This window comes from Pseudomonas sp. ME-P-057, from assembly GCF_030208975.1.
In the GTDB taxonomy this organism is placed as follows: Bacteria; Pseudomonadota; Gammaproteobacteria; order Pseudomonadales; family Pseudomonadaceae; genus Aquipseudomonas; species Aquipseudomonas lutea.
Window position 1 is genome coordinate 1 of record NZ_JARVSX010000037.1, and the last position, 23,042, is coordinate 23,042.

Annotated in this window: 22 protein-coding genes and 2 riboswitches; of the genes, 13 read left to right on the plus strand and 9 right to left on the minus strand. The window is 63.0% G+C overall.

Translation table 11 applies throughout. The features are described from left to right. Positions 1-79 precede the first annotated feature (79 nt). Entirely contained in the window at positions 80-1,015 is a 936-nt protein-coding gene (locus tag QRN48_RS19430) for a LysR substrate-binding domain-containing protein (RefSeq protein ID WP_285352526.1), read from the minus strand. A gap of 172 nt (positions 1,016-1,187) precedes the next feature. On the opposite strand from QRN48_RS19430, the gene QRN48_RS19435 reads away from it, so the two are divergent. From QRN48_RS19435 to QRN48_RS19455, 5 genes are all read left to right on the plus strand, one after another. Further along, positions 1,188-3,395 carry a heavy metal translocating P-type ATPase gene (locus QRN48_RS19435; RefSeq protein WP_285352528.1) on the plus strand — a complete coding sequence of 736 codons (2,208 nt, stop codon included), beginning with the start codon at positions 1,188-1,190 and terminating at the stop codon, positions 3,393-3,395. Continuing rightward, positions 3,392-3,799 (plus strand): Cu(I)-responsive transcriptional regulator, encoded by a 408-nt coding sequence (gene cueR, locus QRN48_RS19440; protein WP_037010507.1) that lies wholly within the window; start codon positions 3,392-3,394, stop codon positions 3,797-3,799. Before QRN48_RS19435 ends, cueR begins: the two co-directional genes overlap by 4 nt. 207 nt (positions 3,800-4,006) lie before the next feature. Further along, positions 4,007-4,927: a LysR family transcriptional regulator gene (locus QRN48_RS19445; RefSeq protein WP_285352531.1), complete on the plus strand. Its 921-nt coding sequence runs from the start codon at positions 4,007-4,009 to the stop codon at positions 4,925-4,927. After that, positions 4,927-5,838 carry a LysR family transcriptional regulator gene (locus tag QRN48_RS19450; protein ID WP_285352533.1) on the plus strand — a complete coding sequence of 304 codons (912 nt, stop codon included), beginning with the start codon at positions 4,927-4,929 and terminating at the stop codon, positions 5,836-5,838. The genes QRN48_RS19445 and QRN48_RS19450 overlap by 1 nt, the downstream gene beginning before the upstream one ends. 71 nt (positions 5,839-5,909) lie before the next feature. Then, positions 5,910-6,452, plus strand: coding sequence for a cytochrome P460 family protein (locus tag QRN48_RS19455; protein WP_285352535.1), 543 nt, complete (start codon positions 5,910-5,912; stop codon positions 6,450-6,452). Between the two features lie 32 nt (positions 6,453-6,484). On the opposite strand, the gene QRN48_RS19460 is transcribed toward QRN48_RS19455, so the two are convergent. Continuing rightward, positions 6,485-7,591 carry an alpha/beta fold hydrolase gene (locus QRN48_RS19460; protein ID WP_285352537.1) on the minus strand — a complete coding sequence of 369 codons (1,107 nt, stop codon included), beginning with the start codon at positions 7,589-7,591 and terminating at the stop codon, positions 6,485-6,487. Between the two features lie 240 nt (positions 7,592-7,831). Here QRN48_RS19460 and QRN48_RS19465 point away from each other — a divergent pair, with 240 nt between their 5' ends. Continuing rightward, complete coding sequence (locus QRN48_RS19465) at positions 7,832-8,176, plus strand: MmcQ/YjbR family DNA-binding protein (protein WP_285352539.1); 345 nt, start codon at positions 7,832-7,834, stop codon at positions 8,174-8,176. Positions 8,177-8,198: 22 nt separating this feature from the next. On the opposite strand, the gene QRN48_RS19470 is transcribed toward QRN48_RS19465, so the two are convergent. Beyond that, positions 8,199-8,642 carry a DUF1294 domain-containing protein gene (locus QRN48_RS19470; RefSeq protein ID WP_191943409.1) on the minus strand — a complete coding sequence of 148 codons (444 nt, stop codon included), beginning with the start codon at positions 8,640-8,642 and terminating at the stop codon, positions 8,199-8,201. A 7-nt stretch (positions 8,643-8,649) separates the two neighbouring features. Next, on the minus strand, positions 8,650-9,480 hold the full coding sequence (locus QRN48_RS19475; protein ID WP_037012995.1) for an undecaprenyl-diphosphate phosphatase: 831 nt from the start codon (positions 9,478-9,480) through the stop codon (positions 8,650-8,652). Positions 9,481-9,826: 346 nt separating this feature from the next. Here QRN48_RS19475 and pnuC point away from each other — a divergent pair, with 346 nt between their 5' ends. Beyond that, positions 9,827-10,390, plus strand: a complete 564-nt coding sequence (pnuC, locus tag QRN48_RS19480; RefSeq protein ID WP_037010517.1) for a nicotinamide riboside transporter PnuC — start codon at positions 9,827-9,829, stop codon at positions 10,388-10,390. Positions 10,391-10,395: 5 nt separating this feature from the next. Beyond that, positions 10,396-10,920 carry an AAA family ATPase gene (locus tag QRN48_RS19485; RefSeq protein ID WP_191943410.1) on the plus strand — a complete coding sequence of 175 codons (525 nt, stop codon included), beginning with the start codon at positions 10,396-10,398 and terminating at the stop codon, positions 10,918-10,920. Between the two features lie 47 nt (positions 10,921-10,967). Here the strand turns inward: QRN48_RS19485 and QRN48_RS19490 are convergent, their stop codons facing one another. Beyond that, positions 10,968-12,287 (minus strand): sigma-54-dependent transcriptional regulator, encoded by a 1,320-nt coding sequence (locus QRN48_RS19490; RefSeq protein WP_191943411.1) that lies wholly within the window; start codon positions 12,285-12,287, stop codon positions 10,968-10,970. Between the two features lie 374 nt (positions 12,288-12,661). Between QRN48_RS19490 and QRN48_RS19495 the strand changes: the two genes are divergently transcribed. Beyond that, the gene (locus QRN48_RS19495; protein ID WP_037010521.1) at positions 12,662-12,928 is read left to right on the plus strand and encodes a hypothetical protein; all 267 of its coding nucleotides are present in this window, start codon (positions 12,662-12,664) and stop codon (positions 12,926-12,928) included. 23 nt (positions 12,929-12,951) lie between these two features. On the opposite strand, the gene QRN48_RS19500 is transcribed toward QRN48_RS19495, so the two are convergent. The 4 genes from QRN48_RS19500 to cobW form a co-directional block, all read right to left on the minus strand. Beyond that, on the minus strand, positions 12,952-13,581 hold the full coding sequence (locus QRN48_RS19500) for a vWA domain-containing protein (RefSeq protein WP_285352544.1): 630 nt from the start codon (positions 13,579-13,581) through the stop codon (positions 12,952-12,954). A gap of 26 nt (positions 13,582-13,607) precedes the next feature. Further along, positions 13,608-14,723, minus strand: coding sequence for a magnesium chelatase ATPase subunit I (locus tag QRN48_RS19505; RefSeq protein ID WP_191943413.1), 1,116 nt, complete (start codon positions 14,721-14,723; stop codon positions 13,608-13,610). A gap of 90 nt (positions 14,724-14,813) precedes the next feature. Next, complete coding sequence (cobN, locus tag QRN48_RS19510) at positions 14,814-18,575, minus strand: cobaltochelatase subunit CobN (RefSeq protein ID WP_285352546.1); 3,762 nt, start codon at positions 18,573-18,575, stop codon at positions 14,814-14,816. A gap of 2 nt (positions 18,576-18,577) precedes the next feature. Beyond that, positions 18,578-19,648 carry a cobalamin biosynthesis protein CobW gene (gene cobW / locus QRN48_RS19515; RefSeq protein WP_037010527.1) on the minus strand — a complete coding sequence of 357 codons (1,071 nt, stop codon included), beginning with the start codon at positions 19,646-19,648 and terminating at the stop codon, positions 18,578-18,580. A 128-nt stretch (positions 19,649-19,776) separates the two neighbouring features. Continuing rightward, a riboswitch (cobalamin riboswitch) is annotated at positions 19,777-19,991 on the minus strand. A 156-nt stretch (positions 19,992-20,147) separates the two neighbouring features. Further along, a riboswitch (cobalamin riboswitch) is annotated at positions 20,148-20,378 on the plus strand. Positions 20,379-20,476: 98 nt separating this feature from the next. Between cobW and QRN48_RS19520 the strand changes: the two genes are divergently transcribed. The 4 genes from QRN48_RS19520 to cobM all read left to right on the plus strand — a co-directional run bounded on the left by QRN48_RS19520 (position 20,477) and on the right by cobM (position 22,789). Further along, positions 20,477-20,686 carry a CbtB domain-containing protein gene (locus QRN48_RS19520; RefSeq protein WP_285352549.1) on the plus strand — a complete coding sequence of 70 codons (210 nt, stop codon included), beginning with the start codon at positions 20,477-20,479 and terminating at the stop codon, positions 20,684-20,686. A gap of 11 nt (positions 20,687-20,697) precedes the next feature. Further along, positions 20,698-21,417 carry a CbtA family protein gene (locus tag QRN48_RS19525; protein WP_191943416.1) on the plus strand — a complete coding sequence of 240 codons (720 nt, stop codon included), beginning with the start codon at positions 20,698-20,700 and terminating at the stop codon, positions 21,415-21,417. After that, complete coding sequence (locus QRN48_RS19530) at positions 21,414-21,857, plus strand: cobalamin biosynthesis protein (RefSeq protein WP_191943417.1); 444 nt, start codon at positions 21,414-21,416, stop codon at positions 21,855-21,857. Before QRN48_RS19525 ends, QRN48_RS19530 begins: the two co-directional genes overlap by 4 nt. Positions 21,858-22,042: 185 nt before the next feature. After that, positions 22,043-22,789: a precorrin-4 C(11)-methyltransferase gene (gene cobM, locus QRN48_RS19535; RefSeq protein WP_191943418.1), complete on the plus strand. Its 747-nt coding sequence runs from the start codon at positions 22,043-22,045 to the stop codon at positions 22,787-22,789. The last annotated feature ends 253 nt before the right edge of the window (positions 22,790-23,042 follow it).

Here is a 23,042-nt window from a genome sequence, read left to right on the forward strand (position 1 = left end):
TCGCCGAAGGCGAAACCGAGGCCGTTAGGCCGACGCCCTTGATCTTGATCTTGATTTTGATCGTAAAAAGCAGAAAAACCTAAACCTTGCCTGCCAACTCACATGCCTCCCGGTCCGCCCTCGCATTCACTCCAAAATCCTCCGCCAGCAAATCCACCAACCCCCGCACCGAAGGCAACAACCCCCGCCTCGACGCAAACACCGCATGAATCAACCCGCTCGGCGGCCGAAACCCCGGCAACACCTCCACCAAATGCCCCTCCTCCAACGACCGACGAATCATAATCTCCGGCAACTGCACCACCCCCACCCCGGCCACCGCCGCACGATGAAGCGCATCCAGATCCGAACTCACAAACCGCGGCTGATGCCCCACCTCCACCCGCTCACCGCCCGGCCCGATCAACGACCAGCGATGATCACGGTTCGCCGGCGCCAGATCCATGCTCGGCAGCCCCGCCAAATCAGGCGGCGCACGCAGCACCACGCCCGCCAATAGCGCAGGCCGCGCCACCAGCTTCTGATGACTCTCGCCCAACACCTTCATCACCAGATTCTCGTCCTCCAGCGGCGGAAACCGCACCCGCAACGCGACGTCATAGCCCTCGCCCAGCACATCCACACGACGGTTGGTGCTCTCTACCTGAATCTGAACTTTAGGGTGCAACACCATGAACTTGACGATCGAATCACTGACGCCCATCGCCCCCAGCGCCGGCGGACAACTGATCCGCACGATGCCCTGGGGCTCTGACCTAGACTGCTCGACCACCTTCTCGGCGGCATCGGCCTCGACCAGCATCGCCACACAGTGCCGGTAATAGTCCAGCCCCACCTCCGTCACCGTGAACTTGCGCGTGGTGCGCTGAATCAGGCGCACGCCCAGCCGGTCTTCCAGCTGCGCGATGCGCCGGCTGAGTTTGGTCTTCGGCACATCGATCTTGCGTGCGGCAGCGGCGAAGCCCTTGTGTTCCACCACCTGCACGAAGTAGTACAAATCGTTGAAGTCGTACACGGACGGCCGCTCGCGTGATTGAAAAAGGCATTCAGTGTGTCAGCTCGGGCATCGTCTGTCGTGGGCACCGGGCCGACGCGGCATGGGGACGCCCATCTGCAAAACGCCCCTTGACCTTGCCAGCGTGGCAAGGTTGATCCTTACTGCCAATCGACTCGCCGGAGTGTCCACGATGCCCAGTCCAGAAACATTCGATCTGCCCATTGCCGGCATGACCTGCGCCAGCTGCGCCGGCCGGGTCGAGCGCGCGTTGCGCAAAGTCCCCGGCGTTGAAGTCGCCACGGTCAATCTGGCCAACGAACGTGCTCATGTGCAGGTCAGCAGCCGCATTGACCCCGCGGTGCTGATCGAGGCCGTCGACAAGGCGGGTTACACGGCAAGCCTTGAGCAGGACAGCAAGGTTCAGCAGGCCGACCAACGCAAGCGGCACGATACCGAGCGCTGGCATTTGATCGTCGCTGCGGTGCTGGCTTTGCCCCTGGTGGCGCCGATGATCCTGCAGCCGTTCGGCGTGCACGGCATGTTGCCGGCGTGGCTGCAGTTCGTGCTGGCGACACCGGTGCAGTTTGTGCTTGGGGCGCGTTTCTATGCGGCGGCGTGGAAGGCTGTGCGCGCGGGTGCCGGTAACATGGACCTGCTGGTCGCGCTGGGCACCAGTGCCGGTTACGGCTTGAGCGTTTATCAATGGCTCACAGCTGCGCCGGGGACCATGCCGCATCTGTACTTCGAGGCCTCGGCAGTGGTCATCGCCCTCGTCCTGCTGGGTAAGTACCTGGAGAGCAGTGCCAAACGCCAGACGGCCAGCGCGATTCGGGCGCTGGAAGCGTTGCGGCCCGAGCGCGCAATCATGCTGGTGGACGGTCAGGAAGTGGACGTCGCCATCAGCTCGCTGAGCATCGGCGATCGTGTAGTGGTGAAGCCGGGCGAGCGGTTTCCGGTGGACGGCGAGGTCGTCGAAGGGCAGAGCCATGCCGACGAAGCGCTGATCAGCGGCGAGAGCCTGCCAGTGCCCAAGCAGCCCGGCGACAAGGTCACGGGCGGTGCAATCAACGGCGAAGGACGCTTGCTCATCAATACTTGGGCCTTGGGCGCGGAGTCCGTGCTGGCGCGCATCATCCGGCTGGTGGAGGCTGCGCAGTCCGCCAAGGCGCCGATCCAGCACCTGGTCGACAGGGTCAGTCAGGTGTTTGTGCCGGTGGTTCTATTGGTAGCGATGGCGACACTCGCCGGCTGGCTACTGGCCGGGGCTTCGCTGGAGAACGCGCTGATCAATGCGGTCACCGTGCTGGTGATTGCCTGCCCTTGCGCGCTGGGCCTGGCGACGCCCACGGCAATCATGGCCGGCACCGGCGTCGCGGCTCGTCATGGCATTCTGATCAAGGACGCCGAAGCCCTGCAACGCGCCCATGAGGTGACTGCAGTGGTGTTCGACAAGACCGGCACGCTGACCTCGGGCACTCCAAACGTTACGCACATGGTGGTCGATCCCGCGTTTGGCACTGATGAGAACGCGCTGTTGCAATTGGCGGGCGCGCTGCAGCGGGGCAGCGAACACCCTTTGGCCAAAGCGGTGCTGGACATGGCGGCTGCCCGAGGTTTGGTCCTTGCCGAGGTCAGCAACAGCCGTGCGCTGCCGGGACGGGGTGTCGGCGGTACCCTGCAAGGCCGCGATCTGGCGCTCGGCAACCATCGTCTGCTGGAAGAAAGCGGCCTGACACCGGGCGCGCTGGCCGACGACGCCGTGGCTTGGGAGGCCGAAGGACGCACATTGTCGTGGCTGATTGAATCCGCCCCCCAGCGACAGGTGCTTGGTTTGTTTGCCTTTGGCGACACGCTGAAGGCCGGCGCCGCCGAGGCCGTTGCACTGTTGGACACGCGACGCATCAGCAGCCACCTGCTGACCGGCGATAATCGCGGCAGCGCCAGGGTCGTCGCCGAAGCGCTGGGCATCGCTGACGTCCACGCCGAAGTGCTGCCCGCCGACAAGGCCGCCAAGGTCGAAACGCTGAAAAAAACCTCAGTGGTGGCGATGGTGGGCGACGGCATCAACGACGCCCCTGCCCTGGCCGCCGCCGACGTCGGCATCGCCATGGGCGGCGGAACGGACGTGGCCATGCACGCCGCCGGCATCACCCTGATGCGCGGCGATCCAAGGCTCATCCCCGCCGCCCTCGACATCAGCCGCAGGACTTACGCCAAGATCCGGCAAAATCTGTTTTGGGCCTTTGTGTATAACCTGATCGGGATTCCACTGGCCGCATTCGGCGTGCTCGACCCGGTGCTCGCAGGCGCTGCCATGGCCCTGTCCAGCGTCAGCGTCGTGAGCAACGTCCTGCTGCTGAAAACCTGGACACCAGAGCACACTGGAGACGCACCATGAACATCGGACAAGCGGCCAAACGCAGTGGCCTGAGCGCCAAGATGATTCGCTATTACGAGTCCATCGGCCTGCTTCCGGCCGCCACCCGCACCGACAGCGGTTACCGGGTCTACGGCCCCAACGAGCTGCACACCCTGGCCTTCATCAAACGTTCGCGCGACCTGGGGTTTTCGCTGGAAGCGGTCGGCAAACTGCTGACCCTGTGGCAGGACCGAGGACGTGCCAGCGCCGATGTCAAAGCCCTCGCGCACCAGCACATCGTGGAGCTCAACCAGAAGATCGCCGAGCTGGCCGGGCTGCGAGACACCCTGCAGGATCTGGTCAGCCACTGTCAGGGCGATCGCCGCCCGGACTGCCCGATTCTGGCGGACCTGGCGTCCAGTGGAGGTCGTGGGCACCCCTGAGGCTGATGACACCCGCCGCTTAACGCAGGCCGCCCGAAGCATTTCCCTCAAGGTTGAACACCGCCTGGCGTCACGATTATTTCGTCCAGCGCAATGCTGGATTGCGCGATTGGGTGATTCGGCTAACGTTGAGATCACGCCATGATTGGCGTGCAGTCAGTCAAGGAGTAGAAAGCCCCGCCGCCGCCCTTGCAGACAGGATCAGGTATGGATCGCTTCCAGGAAATGTGGATATTCATGGCCGTGGCTGACCAGGAGGGTTTCGCCGCAGCGGCACGGCGATTGAACATTTCCCCGCCCAGCGTGACGCGGGTGATTGCTGCCATGGAAGCGCGAATCGGCACCCAGCTATTGGCGCGCACCACACGCAGCCTGCGCCTGACCGAAGCCGGCCAGCGTTATCTGGAAGACTGTCGGCGCATTCTGGGCGAAGTCGCGGAAGCCGAAGAAGCGGCCGCCGGCAGCTATTCAGTGCCGTGCGGGCAGTTGACGGTGACTGCCTCCGTGCTGTTTGGCGAATTGTTCATCGCACCCTTGCTCGCTGCGTACCTGGATCAGTTTCCCTCCGTTCAGGTCAACGCTTTACTGGTGGATCGCGTCGTGAACATGGCCGATGAGGGCATCGACGTCGCCATCCGCATCGGTCATCTGCAAGAGACCAGCCTGGAGGCGGTCAAGGTCGGTGAAGTCAGGCAGGTGGTCTGCGGCGCCCCGGCGTACTTCGAGCGTCATGGCAGGCCTGCGCTTCCCGCCGAACTTGGCTCGGCCAACATCGTGATGTCGTCCGCCAGCCACCTGTTGAGCGACTGGCAGTTTGTGGATCAGGGCCAGGCCTTGAGCGTTCGCTGTCAGCCACGCCTGGTGGTCACCGCCAATCAGGCGGCTATCAATATCGCGGCGCTGGGCTGGGGGATCACTCGCGTGCTGTCCTATCAAGTCGCCAGTCTGGTCGCTGCCGGCACGCTGGAACGGGTGCTGCGCGATTACGAGCCCCCGGCGCTGCCGATTCAGGTGGTCTACACCAAAAGTCATCGAATACCGGCGAAAGTGCGCACGTTTGTGGATTTTCTTACCGAGCGGCTGGGTAACGACCCGGCGCTGCGGCCTGACGTGCAACAGGCCCGCTGATGGACCGGTACCATGAAATGGCCATGTTCGAGGCGCTGTCGGAGCGTCCGAGCCTGGCTTCGGCGGCCCGCCGGCTCAATGTTTCGGGCGCCACAATGGCGCGCGCCATTGCCCGGCTGGAAGCGCGTCTGGGCGTGGTGTTACTGCAGCGCAGCACCCAGGGCGTCGTGCTGACCCCGGCAGGCTCGGCGTTCATGGCCGATTGCTCGCGCATTTTGAAAGCCGTCAGCGAAGCCGAGGCCTCGGCCAAGGGGTTGCACGTCAAGCCACAGGGTAGCCTGACCGTTCTGATGCCCTCGCTGTTCAGCCGGCACGTGATGCCACCGATGCTCGCCGAGTACCTGGACGCGTACCCGCAGATCACTCTGTTCGCCCATTACCACGACCGTTTTCCCCACATCAACGAGGAAGGTCTGGATGTAGCGGTCTGGATCGGTACTCTGCCTGATTCATCGCTGATCGCGCGGCCGGTCGGCTTCGTGACGTCAGTGGTCTGCGCCAGCCCGACGTATTTGTCGGCATCCGGGGTGCCAGCCGAGCCTGACGACCTGAAGCGCCATCGGCTGATCGCAACTCACGCCTTCAAGGGCTGCGTGCATTGGGACTTTCAGGAACAAGGCTCGCCCACCTGCATCAAGGCGCGCTGCCAGCTCAGCTGCGCGACGGTGCAGGCGGCCATCGACGCCGCGGCTCATGGCGCCGGCCTGATCCGTTGCCTGAATTACCCCTTGCATGACGATTTCGAAAACGGACGCCTGCAGCGGGTATTGCAGCGTTACGAAGGGCCTGCCCTGCCCGTTCACGTGATCTACCGCGAGCGACGCAGTGCTTCTATGCGCGTGCGAAGTTTCGTCGATTTCATCGTTGACGCCTTGCGCGGACACCCGGCGCTGCACGTGGCTACAGAGTGAATGATTTCACCGCCGGGCGTGGCGACATTGGGTCGCTGCGGTCAACATAGTTCGCCTCAGGAGACTTCGAGATGCCTGGTCACATTCGCCACGCCGTGATAATCGTCAGCGTCCCTGGTTTTATCTGCGGTCCGTCGTGGGCCGTGGATCCGCAACCCGCTGAAACTGCGCCGTCAGCCGGCTCCCCGGTGTTCGGCGTAACGCTGCCAGCCGGCTACCGCGACTGGCCCTTTGTGAGCATCGCCCATGAGGCGGGTGACAAGCCGGACATCCGCGTGATTCTGGCCAATGACATCGCCATGCAAGCTTACAGAGACGGCACACTGCCGTTCCCGGACGGCGCCATCATTGCTCGCCTCGCCTACACCTACGAGGCGTCCGCACAGAACAACGCAGTCTTTGGTCGGGAACAGTCGTTTGTCGCAGGCGAGCCGACCAATGTGCAGATCGAGGTCAAAGACTCCCGCCGTTTCGCCACTACTGGCGGCTGGGGTTACGGACAATTTGAAAACGGCAAACCCAACCCCGGCGAAAAACTCGTCAACAGCTGTTTCGCCTGCCACAACAAATTGCCCGCCGCCACCGACCTGATCTTCACCCGCTATGCACGCTGAAGGCGCGTCAGGCAAAGCCTTTGGCGGGCAAGCTACAGATGATCGGCATCGATTATCGCCTGGGCGAACGCCTGCGGATCTTCCTGCGGCAGGTTATGGCCAATGCCTCCGCTGACCAGGCGGAACGCGTACTTGCCGGTAAAGTGCCTGGCATAGTCTTGCGGCGACGGATGCGGCGCCCCATTGGCGTCGCCTTCCAGCGCAATGGCTGGCACCGTGATGTCCGGCGTCTGCGCCAGACGCTGTTCGGCTGCAGCGTAGCGAGGTTCACCCGGCACGATGCCCAGGCGCCATCGGTAATTGGAAACCGTGATCGCGACATGGTCCGGGTTATCCAGCGCGACCGCGCTGCGCTCGAACGTCGCATCGTCGAACGCCCACTGCGGCGAAGCGGTCTGCCAGATCAACCTGGCGAAATCATGGCGATTTTTGTCGTAGCCCGCCGCGCCGCGCTCAGTCGCAAAATAAAACTGATACCACCACTGCAGCTCGCTTTTGGGCGGCAGCGGATTTTTGCCCGCCGCCTGATTACCAATGAGATAGCCGCTCACCGAGACCAGAGCCTTGACCCGCTCCGGCCACAGCGCGGCGACGATGTCCGCCGAGCGCGCGCCCCAGTCGTACCCGCCGAGGACCGCCGTTTTCACGCCGAGGGCATCCATGAAGTCGATGACATCGGTGGCCAGTGCCGCGGGCTGACCAGTGCGCGCCGTCTGATCTGACAGGAAGCGGGTGTCACCGTAGCCGCGCGCGGACGGGATCAGCACCCGATAACCCTGAGCCGCAAGCAGCGGGGCCACCGCGCTGTAACTGTGGATGTCGTAAGGCCAGCCGTGCAGCAGGATCACCACCGGACCGTCCGCCGGGCCGACTTCGGCATAAGAAACGTCCAGTACACCGGCACGCACATGCTGCAGCGTGCCCAGTCCATCGGCCATATTAGCGGTCGACATTGACGCTGCTGTCGCCGCCTGACCCGCTATTTGCGCACCCTTGACCGCTTGGGCAGCCTCGGCAGCCGCGATGCTGAAGGCTGCGAGTGGCAGCAAAGCAGCGGCCAGCCGTGAAAGCCGCCAGCGCGGGCGGGATGTGCGGCGCTGCTCGGCAGGGTTTGAACAGTGTTGTGCGGTGATTTGCATGAGACTTCTCGCGGCGACAATGGGGGGCTGACAGGCCCGTCAGGCCCGTCCGATGGCGTCCATTGAAACGGCGTGAAGTGTCGGGGATATGTCGCAGGCACGCGTGAAACGCCCAGAGAGTTGTCCGCAGCGCCATCGGATACACTGCGATACGCAACCGCCAGCGCTTGGGCACATTGGCTTCTGCGGCCCAGCAGCGCGGCATTGCGCCGGACCCACCCTCTAAATTCGGGAGACCCCATGAACGTCGAACAAGTCGCCACCTATTGCCTTGCGCTGCCAGGCGCCCGGGAAGATTACAAATGGGGCGGCGTGCGGGTGTTTTCCATCGCCGACACCAAGATGTTTGCGATGATGGGCCTGGCGGGCAATGACCTGTCGTTCAAGGTCGGGCCCGAGCTCTTCCTCGGGTATGTCGACCGTCCCGGCGTGCGACCGGCGCCCTATCTTGCACGCGCTCACTGGATCACCCTGACCTACCCGCTGGCCATGGGCGACGCAGAGCTGACCGATTTACTGGCCCGCTCTCACCAACAGGTGGCGGCCAAGCTGCCTAAATGGCGTCAGGCGGCACTGAAGCTGTGAAAGCCTGCGCGCAGCCCATTGCTCAAAAAAGATGCCGGGACAAGAAGTTACCGCCAAAGAGCAGACGGTCCATCCAGAACAGCTGATGCAGCAGAACGATCAGCCAGAACACCAGTTGGTAGGAGAATTTGCGGGTTTTGTGGCGGAACACTTGCTGTGCCAGCAACGCGCCGGGCCAGCCGCCGAGCAATTCGCCCGCGTGTAACAACTTCTCCGGCGTACGTTGGCCGCCGCGCTGCGCCTGCTGCTTGTCATAGCCATACAGGGCGGACGTGATCACACTCATCAGCGCATAAACCGCAGCCGGTAGCCAACTCCCTCCGCCCGACCAATACGTCGCCACCCCGTATACGGGCAAGGCGCACAACAGCAGCAGCGCCAGCAGCTTTAGTTTCAGGAAGCGCACGGCGGCGGGCCTGCCGGCAGCCGTGCGACCCGCGTGTTGAGGATCTGAGCGTAGTGTCATCTCACCCTCAGCCCTGCACGCTGGACCAATCGACCCAGCCGAACTGCCAGGTCGCCAGAATCAGCAAACCAAAGGCGATACGGTACCAGGCGAAAACGGCGTAGCTGTGGGTGGCAATGAACTTGAGCAGCGCGCGAACGGCGATCATGGCAAAGATGAACGAGGCGATGAAGCCGACCGCAAACACCGCCAGGTCACCGGGCTGGAACAGGTCGCGGTATTTGTAGCCCGAATACACCGACGCCGCGACCATGGTCGGCATCGCCAGAAAGAACGAAAACTCCGTCGCGGTTTTGCGCGACAGGCCGAACAGCAGGCCGCCGATGATGGTGGAGCCCGAGCGCGACGTCCCGGGGATCATCGCCAGGCACTGGGCGAAACCGACTTTCAAGGCATCCACCCAGGTCATCTCATCGACCGTTTCGGCATGAATGACATGCTGACGGTTCTCGGCCCAGAGCATGATAAAGCCGCCTACCACCAGCGCGACGGCGACGGTGATCGGGTTGAACAGGTATTCGTGAATCAGATCGGAAAACAGCACGCCCAGAACCATGGCCGGCAAAACGCCCACGATAAGGTTGGCGGTGAAGCGCCGCGCCTCGGGCCGGGTCGGCAGTCCGGTGACGACGTCCAGGATCTTGCGGCGGAACTCCCACATCACCGCCAGGATCGCCCCCAGCTGAATGATGATATTGAAGGCCATCGCACGTTGGCCGCCGAAGCCGATCAGGTCGGCGACGATGATCTGATGGCCTGTGCTGGAAATCGGCAAAAACTCCGTCAGCCCTTCTACAACCCCAAGTATCAACGCCTGTATGGCGGTCCAAAGATCCATCATTCCCCCGGCTGGAACCTGCTCATGGCAAGGCTCTCTTGATATGTATGACCCACTGTGGCGCGAACGATAAACGGTCGAGCGTAAAAAAAGCATGAACGCTCCAGCTGTCTGGCTCGGGCATCAGCGCGGCGATCCTAGCAGACCTTTCTGACGAGCGCGCTAGCATGAATACTGGCGCGAAGGCTTTGACGTTTACCCCGTCGTCGTTACATTTCCTCTATGGAGCGCGCCTGTTTTTCTGCTGTGTTTACAGAAGCATCCGACGGGCCATCGCGCCCCACTTCCAATGCCAAAGCGCATACAATCGCCGACCGGTTTTTTCATCCTTTCTTCAGGAGTCGCCATGTCAGGGCTTGAGCTGTTCGCCGCCGCACTCGGTGTCATCGCCGTGTGGCTGACAGTCAAACAGAACCCATGGTGCTGGCCCATCGGCCTGGTCATGGTGTTGCTGTACACCTGGATCTTTTTTGACGTAAAGCTCTACTCCGACATGCTCTTGCAGGTGATCTACGCCGCCCTGCAGCTGTATGGATGGTGGCAATGGACTCGACGCGGCGCAGCGGACAGCGGCCGCGCAGTCACGTCGCTGGGTGGCGGCAGCCTGTTGCTCAGCTTGCTCGCCGGGGCGGTGGTCAGCGCAGTGCTGGGCGCGGCCATGGCGCACTTCACTGACGCCGCGCAGCCCTGGCTCGACGCTGCACTGACCGGCTACAGCCTGGTGGCGCAGGTGTGGATGGCGCAAAAGCGCGTGCAATGCTGGCCGTTGTGGATCCTGCTCGACGTCATCTTCGTCGGCCTGTTCCTCTACAAAGCGCTGTACCTCACCGCCGCCCTGTACGCCCTGTTCACATTGCTGGCGGTGCAGGGCTGGCGTGACTGGCGCGCCGACCCTGCGCTGGTGCGTTGATACCCATGAAAGTAATGGTCCTGACAGGTCCCGAGTCCAGCGGCAAAAGCTGGCTGGCGCAAGAGATTCAACAGTGCTTTGGCGGCCTGCTGGTGGGCGAATATGTGCGTCAGTTCATTGACGAGGTTCAGCGGGACACCACGTACGCCGACATCGACCTCATCGCCCGGGAACAGCTGGCCCGGGAAGACGTCGCGCGAGCACTTAACCCTTCGCTGCTGATCCTCGACACCCACCTGCTGAGCAACATCCTGTGGAGCCGAGCGCTGTTCAGCGCTTGTCCGACCTGGCTGGAGCCAGCCATCGCCGAACGCCAATACGATTTGCACCTGTTGCTGTCACCGGAAGACGTGGAGTGGACCGACGACGGGCAGCGCTGCCAGCCGGAGCTGAGCGAACGCCAGGCATTCTTCGAAGCCAGCCGGCAATGGCTGATCGCCCACGAGCAGCCTTTTGAGGTGATTGGCGGGAATTGGCGACACCGCAGCGCGCAGGCCCTCCAGCATGTAGCGCAGCTATTGAACCGTTAAGCACATCTGTCTGGACGCGCAGGTGCTCCCGTCCGCCACCGGCGTCATCATCTGATCTGGTGCTTGTGCAACAAACGGTAGAACGTCGGGCGCGAGATGCCCAGCACCTTGGCAGCAACGCTGAGATTATCGCTGTGGCGGGTCAGCACGTCGCACAGCGCCTGCCGTTCGGCCCGGGACTTGTATTCTTCCAGGGTGGCCATGCTTGAACTGAACGCATCCTCGCCAAGCAACCCCAGGTCAAATGCTTCGATCTGCCGACCTTCGGCCAACACGAGCCCGCGACGCACCCGGTTTTCCAGCTCTCGCACATTGCCGGGCCAGTCATGCTTGCCCATGGCAACCAGGGCGTCCTGACTGAAATTACGCGCGCGTCGGCCGGTCTCGCGGCTGTAGAACTGAGCGAAATGATTGGCCAGCAAGGCCAGATCACCATGCCGCTCTCGCAATGGCGCAGTGCCTACCTGCAAGACGTTGAGCCGGTAATAAAGGTCTTCGCGAAAGCGCTTCATGCGGATCGCCGCTTCCAGATCGACATGGGTCGTCGCCACCACACGCACGTCCACGGGCACCCGTTCGCCGTCCACCTCAACGTGACGCTGCTGCAGAAAGCGCAACAGATTGGCCTGTACTTCCAGCGGCAGGTCGCCGACTTCGTCAAGAAACAGCGTGCCGCCGTCAGCTTCTTCTATGCGCCCAGGCATGCGCTGGCGCAGCCCGTCACCTCCCTTGCCGACCTCGCCAAACAGCTCCGCTTGCAACAAATGTTCGGGCGTCGTCGCACAGTTCACCGTCACGAACGGCTGCTCCCGCCGCTGGGATTGCGCATGCAGGGTGCGCGCAATCAGCTTTTTCCCGGTGCCGCCTTCGCCACGAATCAGCACTGGCGATTCGGTCGGGGCCAGCTTGGTCAGCAGCCGGCGTAACTCGCGCATCGGCCGGCTTTCTCCCAACAGCTTCTGCCCTGCGCTTTCGCCATACTCCGTGCCTTTGGCCCGCAGACGTGCCATGCCATAGGCACGTCCGAGCGTCACCTGCACCCGGGCGACATCAAAGGGCAACGTATGGAAGTCAAAGAACCACTCGCACACAAAGTCACCGACGAGCTCGCGGCGCAGGTCTTCACTGGTCAGCGCTGCAATCCACTCAGTGTTGCTGCGGGAAATAAGGTTCTTTACTGCATCGGGGTGTTCGAAGTGTTCGGGCAGCAGGCGGATAAGCCCCACATCACAGGGCCGCGACACCGCCTGCTCAAGCGTACAGGTCTCGACTTCCCAACCCGCAATGTGCAGGCCGGGGATCAGTTGCAGGCATTCTTCGCACGGTTCGACAATCAGCAGGTGGCGTGTGGAGGCCAGATCGTGCATGTGAGTTTCCTAGGCGCCGAGTCGAGAGAGATCAATCGTGAAAACATTTGTGAAACAGTGCCTTGTGAAGGCCGATTGACACCATAGCAAGTTTATTGACGCGCCCTTGGACCGTTTCCCTCTAAGGCTAAGATCGAAACGTGCTTAGCAGCTTTCAGCCACGACGACCCGCGCTGCTGCGGTTTCGCCGGTGATAGCAGCAAGTCGCCGGAGGTCCCGATGCAAAACAAGAAGGGCCACCGGTGTAAATAAATCGGAAATTTTCAATACCGGGTGTGACTCAGCCGTGGATAGCGATCATCAGTACAAGTATCCACCGAGCGAAACGCCCACCGCCGGTGCACCACAGAGACCGGGCACTTTGAGGACATTCCATGAACGCCCCTTTGCGCTTTAACGATGCTTTGCTGATTGCCGGCCACGCCTTCGAACCCTTCCGCTGTGTGGCCTGGGCCCCTCAAGACGGTAACGGCGAACTGAGTCTGACCGTTGTTGATCGCACCAGCACCCGTATTGGTCGCAAGCAAATTCCGAGCAGCGCGTACTGCGATCCCAAGCAGCTGGCACAGCTGCTCGAGCAAGCCCGCGCGGAAATCAGTGACGAAGGTTATCGTCTTGAGCCGTGGACCATGCCGGCCTGAGACGTTTCCAGGCCAAACGCCGTTCAGCAGTCGTCGAGGTGGCGGTAATCTGCGTCGAGCTGCCGGGCGATTTCCCGGGCGCGCCCCAGCCTGATGGGACCGCGCTCGATGTCGACCAGCAGCACGGGGCCTGAGAATGGAGCCAGGGGCGGGACATGCTTGACTCGCCCGTCAGTGACGATCAACACCCGTTGCTGCTCTGCGGGGTAGCGTTTGTGACGCACGGCCGACCACTCGGCGGCCTGATTGATCGCCTCGGCCAACGGCGTACCTCCTCCAGCCCCCAGCGCATCCAGCCATGGCTGCAACGCCGCGCTGGCCCTGAGCCCCTGATGCTGCCAGCGCGCGTCGTTGCCGCTGGCGGTCAGCAAGGCCAGCCAAGCGCGCTGCCGATAGGCGTCATCGAACACACCTGCCAGCAAGCCTTTGGCCAGACTCAGCGCCTGATGCCGCCGAGTCGATGCCGATGCGTCCACAATCACCAGCCACAATTGCTGCGGTCGCCGGCTGCGGGGTTGGTGAACCAGATCGGCACGCACGCGCGGTCGGCCACGCAATAACGTCGGCAGCCAGGCTATCGCTCCATGGCTGCCTGTGCGGGCAGCGCCGTTCCTGCCGCCGCCGAGTGCGCCCGGCTTAGGGCTGGCATTCACCCCCGACCACTGACGGGAGCGAATGCCTAGGGCTTTTTTGGCCAGTGCGGCACTTCTTTACGGGCGCCCGTCACCACACCGCGTGCGGGCAACTCGCCCCAACTGCCCTCGCCGTCCTGCGGCGGCTTATGGTCCGTTTGACCCGCGTCGGCCGGGCTCTCGGATGTGCGGGATGGCGGCTGATCGAGTGCTGGCCGGGGCAAGGATGGTTGCGTCGGCTGTTGCGATTGTGGGGGTTGTGGAGGTTGTGGGGGTTGCTCAGCCGGTTGCGATGACTGCCGAGGCGGTTGCGGTGCGCGGCGTCGGTGACGCAGGGCGAAGTCGGCCACGGCATCGATGTCGGCCTCGGCGATAGCAGAACTTCCGCGCCAGGCTGCATGCGCGCGAGCGGCTCGCAACCACACCAGATCCGCGCGCAAGCCGTCGACTCCTGCTGCAAAACAGCGCTCGGTGATCAACCCCAGACTTGCGTCATCCAGGGCAATGGTCCCCAACAGCCCCCGGGCGCTTTCACAACGGGCCTTGAGCGCTTGCTGCTGCGTTGCCCACTGCTGACAAAACGCTTCGGGGGCCGCGTCGAAATCCAGACGACGACGGATGATCTGCCCACGCTGCTCCGGCAGCGTCTGTCCGCTCAGCGCCACGTTCAGCCCAAAGCGGTCGAGCAGTTGGGGCCGCAGTTCGCCCTCTTCCGGGTTCATGGTGCCGATCAGAACGAAGCGCGCCGGGTGGCGGTGAGACAGGCCATCACGCTCCACCAGATTGACGCCGCTGGCCGCCACGTCCAGCAGCAGGTCGACCAAATGGTCCGGGAGCAGATTGACCTCATCGACATACAGCACGCCGCCGTCCGCCTTGGCCAGTACGCCTGGCGAAAACGCCGCGCGGCCCTCACCCAGCGCGGCGTCCAGGTCCAGCGTTCCGACTAGCCGTTCTTCAGTAGCGCCCAACGGCAACGTCACGAACTGACCACTTGCCAGCAAATCTGCCACGCCGCGGGCCAGCGTCGATTTGGCCATGCCGCGCGGCCCTTCGATCAACACACCGCCTATTTTCGGATCGATGGCGGTCAGGCATAGCGCAAGCTTCAGGTCATCGGCACCGACGACAGCAGCCAGAGGAAAATGTGGAATGTCGGTCATATCGGGCCCTGCTTGTGCATCAATGAGTGGGGTGGTGGCGTGCGCCGGCAAGCGCAAGTGGGCAGTTCGCGATGGCAGCTGACCGTTGATTCATGACTCTTCGATGTCCAGCAACAGATTCTCCAGCGCCTCGCGGTATTCGCCCGGCGCCTGCCACAGGCCTCGCTGTTGCGCTTCGAGCATGCGTTCGGTCATGTCGCGCAGCGCATCGGGGTTGTGTTGCTGAATGAAGTCGCGGGTTGAGGCGTCCAGCAGGTAAGCGTCGGCCAGCAGAGCGTACTGATGGTCGTCGATCAGCTCGGTGGTGGCGTCGAAGGCAAACAGAAAATCCACCGTCGCGGCCATTTCAAACGCGCCCTTGTAGCCGTGACGCTTGACCCCCTCGATCCATTTCGGATTGGCAGCCCGTGAACGCACGACCCGGTTCAGCTCCTCCTTGAGGGTGCGTATCCTGGGCAAATCAGGCTGGCTGTTGTCGCCGTGGTAACTGGCAACCTTGGCGCCGGCGAGGCTTTCCGCCGCTGCGAGCATGCCGCCCTGAAACTGGTAATAGTCGTTGGAATCCAGCAAGTCGTGTTCGCGGTTGTCCTGGTTTTGCAGGACGGCCTGAACCTGGCTCAGGCGTTTGGCAAAACCGTCCCGCGCAGGCGTTCCTTCATCGCTCCCGCCATAGGCGTAGCCGCCCCAGTTCAGGTAAACCTCGGCGAGGTCTTCACGGCTCTGCCACAGGCGCCCGTCGATGGCGTTCTGCACACCTGCACCGTACGCGCCCGGCTTGGCGCCGAAGATCCGCCAGCCGGCCTGCTTCGCCGCTTGCTCGGCATCCACACCGTCGCGCTGCATCTGCGCTCGTTCCTGCCTGACGCGAGCCGCCAGCGGGTTCATGTCATCGGGCTCATCCAGCGCCGCCACGGCCTGGACGGCCGCATCGAACAGCCGGATCAAATTGGCGAACGCATCCCGGAAGAATCCCGAAACCCGCAGCGTGACGTCAACCCGCGGGCGGTCCAGCAGGCTCAGCGGCAGGATTTCAAAATCATCCACGCGTTGACTGCCGGTCGCCCACACGGGCCGCACGCCCATCAGCGCCATGGCCTGGGCGATATCGTCACCTCCGGTGCGCATCGTCGCAGTGCCCCAAACCGATAGCCCGATTTGACGTAAATAATCACCATGATCCTGTAAGTGCCTCTCCAGCAACAGATTTGCGGATTGAAAGCCGATTCTCCAAGCCGTCATGGTGGGCAGATTGCGCACGTCCACCGAGAAGAAATTGCGCCCAGTGGGCAGTACGTCAAGCCGTCCGCGACTCGGCGCACCGCTGGGTCCGGCCGGCACGAAGCGGCCACTCAACGCCGCGAGCAGGTTCGCCATCTCGGAAGGGCCACAGGCGTCCAACCGAGGAATCACAACCTCGCTCATATTCTCAATTACCTCTGCCAACGCATTGTTTGCAAAGGAATATTTAAAATCTGAATCCGCCAGCAAGTGCTCAATCATCTCACCTGCCAGCAGCTCGAGTCGCTCGCGGGTGTCACCTGCGGTGCGCCACGGGTCGAGGCTTACTTCATGTAATACCTGAGGTTTGGCACCTGCCCAAGGCGCGCCCAAGTCACAGTCCAGCGGATCAAAATCCAGATCCAGCGCCTGACTCAGCACGCGCAGCAGACTGGCCTGACCGCCTCGACCGTCGCCGCGGGGCACACGCACCATTGCCAGCAGGGTGTCGGTGCGCAAGCGACCGGTGGGCGATTCGCCGAACACATGCAGGCCATCACGGATCTGCGATTCCTTGAGGTCGCACAGATAGGTGTCAAGACGCGGCAACCATACGGTCGGGTCCGCTGCATCAGTGTCGCCTTCGAGCGCCAGCTCGCGGTCGATGTGGGTTTCGCGGACCAGCGCAAGAATGTCCTTTTGCAGTTCCCGGGCGCGCCGCGGATCCAGCAGCTGCGCTTCGTAGTATTCGTCGGCCAGCAGTTCAAGGTTGCGTAAAGGGCCATAGGTTTCGGCGCGGGTCAAAGGTGGCATCAGGTGATCGATGATCACTGCCTGAGTGCGCCGCTTGGCCTGGGCGCCCTCACCCGGATCATTGACGATGAAGGGGTAGATGTTGGGCATCGGCCCCAATATCGCATCCGGCCAGCAATGCTCGGACAGACCGACGCCCTTGCCCGGCAGCCATTCGAGGTTGCCGTGCTTGCCAACGTGGATCACTGCGTGGGCGCCGTAGCGATTGCGCAACCAGAAATAGAACGCCAGATAGCCGTGGGGCGGCACCAGATCGGGGTCGTGGTAAACGGCGCTGTGGTCAACGTTGTAGCCTCGCGCCGGCTGGATGCCCACGAAGGTCATGCCCAGGCGCAGGCCGGCGACCATCATCCGTCCGTCCCTGCACATGGGGTCGGTGTGTGGCGCTCCCCAGCGTGCGGTGACTGCCTCGCGATTGGCGGCAGGCAGCGCCTGAAACGCTGCCAGGTATTCCTCCATCGACAGGCTTTGGTGGCACGGCCGCTGGTCGAGGCTGTCCGGGTCGTTGGTGACGCCACCGAGCAAGGCGTGAATCAGTGCCGTGCCGGTGTCGGGCAGGTCCTGGACCGGGTAGCCCTCGCGCTGCATCGCGCTCAGAATGTTCAGCGCCGCCGCCGGGGTGTCGAGCCCTACGCCGTTGCCGATGCGACCGTCACGGGTTGGGTAATTGGCGAGGATCAGCGCCACGCGCTTGTCGACGTTGGCGGTACGCGCCAGAAGCACCCAGCGTCGGGCCAGTTCGGCAACGAAGTCCATCCGCTCCGGTTGTGCGCGATGGCACACCACATCGGACTGGCTGCGCTCGCTGCGCCACGCCAAATCCTTGAAACTGATGGGGCGACTGATGATGCGGCCGTCCAGTTCCGGCAACGCGATGTGCATGGCCAGGTCGCGCGGGCCGAGACCCTGAGCGCTGGCCCGCCACGCCGGTTCGTTGTCCTGGGCGCAGATGGCCTGAATCACCGGAATGTCGCGGCGAAACGGACGCACATGGGGCGCGTCAGGGCTGGACTGGGCGAACCCGGTGGTATTAAGGATGACTTCGCACTCGACCTCATCCATCCAGCCCTGCACGGCGGCCAGGCAATCAGGCTCCTTGAGACTGGCAACGGCCATTGGCAAAGGGTTCATCCCTTGCGCCATCAAGCGTTCGCAAAACACGTCGATGAAGCCGGTGTTGGCCGCCTGCAGATGGGAGCGATAAAACAGCACGGCGGCAACTGGCTGGCCGGCGCGCCAGTCGGCCTGCCAGCGGGCCAGATCTGCGTTGGGGTTTTGCGGATGATAGATCACGCTGCGCGGCAGGGTTTGCGGCTCGGCCCAGGCAGCAAGGCCACCCAGCCATCGCGTGGCAATGAAGTTGAGCAACTCCTGCGCATTGTGTTTGCCGCCCTGGCGCAGGTAGTGCCAGACCCGCTCGCAGTCTTCGGTAGATTCGGTACTCAGCCCGATCAGCTCAGGGTCCGGCTTGTCGCAACCCGGCACCAGAATCAGCTTGACCCCTTTGGCCGCAAGCTCCACGAGACGCTCGACGCCGTAACGCCAGTAACTCATGCCGCCGTGCAGGGAAAGCACGATGACTTTGGCGTGACGCAGCACTTCGTCGACGTACAGGTCCACCGAGGCGTGATTCTGCACCTGCATCGGATTGGCCAGACGCAGCGTCGGATAATCATCCGGCAACTGCTGCGCGGTTTCGGCGAGCAATGCCAGATGCGAATCACCGCTGCACAGGATTACCAGCTCGGCGGGCGTCTGCCCCAGATCGGCAATGCTGTCATCGGGAACGAAGCCGCCGGGCTGTGTACGCAGCAGGTGCATGGTTAGCCCTGCGTTCCGAGCGCCGCGCGCAACTGCGCTTCAAGCACAGCGGCGTCGAGTTCCTGGCCGATCAGCACCAACCTGGTTTCGCGGACTTCGTCGGTCTTCCAGGCGCGATCAAAGTGCTTGTCGAAGCGTGTGCCGACGCCTTGAACCAGCAAGCGCATCGGCTTGCCAGGGATGGCGGCAAAGCCCTTGACGCGCAAGATGCCGTGCTGCACAACCGCCTGAGTCAGCGCGTCGAGCAACAGCGATTCATCCGCCTGGGGCAAGTTGATCGAGATCGAGTCAAACGCATCATGGTCGTGATCGTCAGCGTCATCGCCTTCATGGTGATCGTGATGGGTCTTGCGGCCATCAATGTGCAGCTCGGACTCGGCACCCAGGCCCAGCAACACGCTGATCGGCAACTGGCCCTTGCTGGCCTCGACGACTTTCACCGCAGGCGGCAGCTCTTCGGTCACCTCGGCACGCACGGCAGCCAGTGCAGCGGCATCGAGCATGTCAGCCTTGTTGAGAACGACCAGGTCAGCACTCGCCAACTGATCCGCGAACAGCTCGTGCAGCGGCGATTCGTGGTCCAGGTTCGGGTCCAGCTTGCGCTGGGCATCGACCTGATCCGGGAACGCCGCGAACGTGCCGGCCAGCACCGCCGGGCTGTCGACCACGGTGATCACGGCGTCGACGGTGCAGGCGTTGCGGATTTCCGGCCATTGAAAGGCCTGGACCAGCGGCTTGGGCAGCGCCAGCCCCGAGGTTTCGATCAGGATGTGGTCGAGGTCGCCGCGACGGGCAACCAACTCCTGCATCACCGGGAAGAATTCTTCCTGAACGGTGCAGCACAGGCAGCCGTTGGCCAGTTCGTACACCCGGCCGAGGGCTTCTTCTTCAGTGCAACCGATGGTGCACTGCTTGAGGATGTCGCCGTCGATGCCCAGCTCGCCGAATTCGTTGACGATGACCGCGATACGCCGGCCTTCGGCATTGTCGAGCATGTGCCGCAGCAAGGTGGTTTTGCCCGAGCCGAGAAAGCCGGTGACGATGGTGACGGGGAGTTTGGCCAGTGTTTTCATCGGTTGCCCTCAGGCGTGCGGCAGGGCAACGAGGACGAAAACAGCGCAGGGCCGGCAGACGCAGGCGCGCAGTTCGATTCGCCACCGGATCACCCCGCCCGGTTGTAGTGAAATGCTCCGGCTGCTGACAGGCAGTCCGATTCGAGGCAGGTCTCCTGGCTCACGGCGGCCGTTCGCTGATGCTGTGATCGGCGACGGCTATTCATCGCGCCTTCCCGCTCGCGCAGTGGCTGTGCAATGACGCTGTCCGTTTACAGTTGCGGGGGCAGCTGCGGCATGTGACCGCATTCCCTTCTTAGCGCCGGCGCCCATCAAGCAGGCAGCCGCGAACCTCAAGTGCGCAAGGCTACGCAGTGACCGCAGGCGGGTCAATCGCCGCTGTGCGTCAATTGCCGGTGCCGTGGACTGCACGACGACCGGACGTGCCGACGCCGCCGTTACCGGGCGGATCAAGCGACCGGTTGACGGGCTGATTGACGGGGTGCGGCCCCCATGGTCTCCTACACACCTTGTTACGGGTGCCCTTCACAGGGTGAAACGGGAAACCGGTGCGCGCAGACCTTCGGGTGCGCAAGTCCGGTGCTGCCCCCGCAACGGTAAGCGAGCGAAGCGTCAAATCCACTGTGTCGGTGACGACATGGGAAGGTGGCGCTTGCAGGCATTGACGCAGTGAAGGTTGCTGCGTGTGCCCCTCGCGAGCCCGGAGACCGGCCCGACAACGACACATAACAAACCCGCGGTGGGCGGGCGCTGTTGCGTCACTGTCGGCAATTGCCTGCGGTTTCTTTGCGCCTTTCCGTCCGCTGAATGACTTCAGAGGGAAGCGCCATGTCCATCAGTACACCCCGCCCGACTGCAACAACCGACCCTGCCCCGGCAACAACCGCCACGGCTACGCAAAGCCAGCGTCTCGTCGCCGCCGCGGGCGCGATGCTGCTCGGCGCGTTCCTGGTCTATTTCGCCGGTTTCTCCCACATCGATGCCGTGCATAACGCTGCTCACGACACCCGCCACAGCTCTGCTTTTCCTTGCCATTGAGGCCTGCTGCCATGTTCAAACGAATCGCGCAAACAGCCGGATTCACCGGGCTGCTGGCGGCCCTGCTGCTGACGCTGCTGCAAAGCTTCTGGGTTGCACCGCTGATTCTTCAGGCGGAAACCTGGGAAAAGCCTGCGGCGGTCCAGGCACATGAGCACGCTGAAGGCACCTCTGCCGGCCATGTTCATGACGCCGAGGCCTGGGAACCGGAAAACGGCTGGCAGCGCGTGCTTTCTACCACCGGCGGCAATCTGGTGGTGGCAGTGGGTTTTGCATTGATGCTGGCGGCGCTGTACACCCTGCGCGCGCCGGCCAGTGCTCATGAAGGCGCCCTCTGGGGTTTGGCGGGCTACGCGGTGTTTGTGGTAGCGCCCACCCTCGGACTGCCGCCAGAGCTGCCCGGCACTGTGGCCGCGGACCTCACGCAACGGCAAATCTGGTGGGCGAGCACTGCAGCGTCCACTGTGGTCGGCCTGGCACTGATGGTGTTCGCCCGGCATTGGCTGCTCAAAGCGCTGGGCGCATTGATTCTGGTGGTGCCGCACCTTGTAGGCGCTCCCCAGCCAGCGGTGCACTCGGCCCTCGCGCCGGAAGCCCTGCAAACGCAGTTCAAGCTTGCATCGCTGCTGACCAACGCTGCGTTCTGGGTCGCGCTGGGCTGGATCAGCGCCTGGCTGTTTCGTCGCAGTGAGCCAGGCGCGACTCACAGCGGCCTGAATCCCGCCTTGTGAGTCCGGCGGGCGACAGACAGCCGGATGCTCGGCCGGTGCGGGTGGTGGGGCTGGGCTGTCAGCGCGGCTGCTCGGCATCGGCGCTGCGGCAGTTGATGGAGGCATGTTTGAGCGAGCATGGGCTTGAGTTGCGCGATGTCACCGCCCTCGCCTCCATCGATACCAAAGCCGATGAGCCTGGCCTTCGCGACCTGGCTGACGCACTGCAGTTAGCGGTCGCGTTTTTCAGCGCCAGCGACCTTGCTGCTTACAAGCCCTCGCTGACTCATCGCTCGGACATCGCCTTTGAACGCACCGGTTGCTACGGCGTGGCGGAAAGCGCTGCGCTGGCAATGGCGGAGCGGTTGTCAGGCTTCCCAGCGACCCTGGTTATCCCTCGCCGCAAAAATGCACACGCGACGTTCGCATTGGCGGGCCAAAGCCCGGAGGACTGGCTTTAGCCGGGAAGCGTCAGGCGTCACACTGCGAATTTGGGGGTGCACACAATGGCCTCTTCCCGACTGAAGCCGGTCCCACTGAAGCAGAATGAGTGCAGACGACCGAATCACTCAGGGCTGAGTACATTTTGCGGGGCGGCGACGCATCCAATGAAGCTGCGCGTACTAAATTCCATTCAGGACACTCTATGACCGTTTATTTCATCGGCGCCGGCCCCGGCGACCCGGACCTGATCACTGTCAAAGGCCAGCGGCTGATCCGTACTTGCCCGGTGATTATCTATGCAGGCTCGCTGGTGCCCGAAGCGGTGCTGGAGGGGCATCAGGCCGTTCAGGTGACCAACAGCGCCTCGCTGCATCTGGAGCAGATCATCGATTTGATGAAATCTGCTCATGCACAAGGTCAGGATGTTGCGCGTGTCCATTCAGGCGACCCCAGCCTCTATGGCGCCATCGGCGAACAGATCCGCTGCCTGCGCGACTTGCAGATCCCCTTCGAGATCATTCCCGGCGTCACCGCCACCGCTGCGTGCGCCGCCCTGCTGGGCACCGAGCTGACGCTGCCGGACGTTTCCCAGACCGTGATTCTGACCCGGTACGCCGACAAGACCGACATGCCCGACGGTGAATCCCTCGGCGAACTGGCGCGCCATCGCGCAACCATGGCCATTCACTTGGGCGTGAGTAATCTGGGCAGGATCGTGGCAGAACTGACGCCGCACTACGGCACGGACTGCCCGATTGCCGTGGTGCATCGGGCCAGTTGGCCGGATCAGGACTGGGTTACCGGGACCCTGGCGGATATTGAGGAAAAGGTCCGCGTCAAAGGCTTCCGACGCACCGCGCTGATTCTCGTGGGCCGGGTTTTGGGCAATGACGTGTTCAGCGAGTCATCGCTGTACCAGGCTGGGCATGCTCACCTGTTCAGGCCGTAAATCCTCGCTGCGAACGTGGAATTCTGTAGGACCGGCATACTGGCGAACGGGATTGGTCAGCGATGATCCTATCGCCTGGTTTTACGCTTTCGCCAGCAAGCCGGCTCCTACGATTTTGCTTCCACCACAAATCATGCGAACGCCGTAAATCCCCTGTACGAGCGCGCTTGCCCGCGAAGGCGCCGCCACAGCCAGCATCCTGCTTGCCTGACACACCGCTTTCGCCAGCAAGCCGGCTCCTACGAATTTGGCG